The organism is Bradyrhizobium yuanmingense (assembly GCF_900094575.1).
In the GTDB taxonomy this organism is placed as follows: domain Bacteria; phylum Pseudomonadota; class Alphaproteobacteria; order Rhizobiales; family Xanthobacteraceae; genus Bradyrhizobium; species Bradyrhizobium yuanmingense.
The window spans coordinates 1-1,036 of the sequence record NZ_FMAE01000105.1; the positions used below are offsets into that span (position 1 = coordinate 1).

The 1,036-nt window shown below is 60.8% G+C and carries 1 pseudogene; it reads right to left on the bottom strand.

Features of this window, described 5'->3' with window-relative positions:
• Window positions 1-187 (bottom strand): annotated as a pseudogene (locus GA0061099_RS39695) (IS5/IS1182 family transposase); the annotation flags it as partial.
• Between the last annotated feature and the right edge of the window lie 849 nt (window positions 188-1,036).

The window sequence follows — 1,036 nt, forward strand, 5'->3', positions numbered from 1 at the left end:
AAAGCTTGAAGCCGCGCTGGCGCTGCTGCTGCGAGCGGATCTGCGAGGCCCGGCTGAGCGGGAGGGGCAGCTGCCGCTGATGCCGCTTCAATTGCTTGGCATGGCCGTAGCGTCCCGCCATCATTGTCGCGGTTTTGGCAATGCGCAGATAGGACTGCCGCAGCTTGACCCCGTGCTTCCTCGCCAGTGGCGGAGACAGCGCTAACTCCCAATCACCGTAAGCGGCCTGCCGCCCCGGGACCGGTGTGATCTTAGGCCATCGATTACCTTGAGCGCGGCTTCGAGTCATCTCGAAGGCGCTTCGTAATGCGCAGAACGCCGCTCGCAAGCTCCTCACGGCTGATTTCTGCAACGTGAGCGACTTTTTCTTCGAGGTCGCGTATAGCTTCGCCGATCGTGTGCAGCGAGCATGTGCTAGGCATCATCCGCTCCGTCCTGATTAAGGGTCCGGCATCCGCCGAACCACGGCGTAAAAGGCGTCCGCTACACGGTTGAGTAAAGCGGATGGCGTTGCGGGAAAATCTGTCCCCATCTCGCGTCTGAGCGCCTCGAATTCGGATAAGGTCGAAAGAGGGCAATCCGCCACCGCGTTCATTTTTGAGCAGATAACTTCAACTCGGGATCGCCAATCGGCCGCTGTTCTTCAGTTCGCTGTGGCCGTACGTGTCTTCTGCCGGTGTATGGCTTGGCCTACGGACGCAGTCCGTGAATGCTTGGATTGCCGCTACCACTTCCGTCCAAGGCTCGGCAGTTACTCGGAGCCAGCTCGAGAGTTGCAGGCCGAGCGCTTTGATATGGCATGCTCGCGGGGGCGCGGCAACCCACTGGTGCTGGTAGGTGTCCTCCGGTACCTTTCGACGATATTGCTTTGTTGGCCCCCCTTGGGAATTTGAGCCTCTTGGGAGAGAGCCCGGTTAGCCTTGCCAATCCAAGGGCGAAGGCTGGCCACCGAGATCTGCGGCACGTGGTAGGGACAGCGCGCTGTGTCGGGGGAAGATCAGTGCTAGCTTCATCGGCAGCGCGGGCGCGGTAGGGA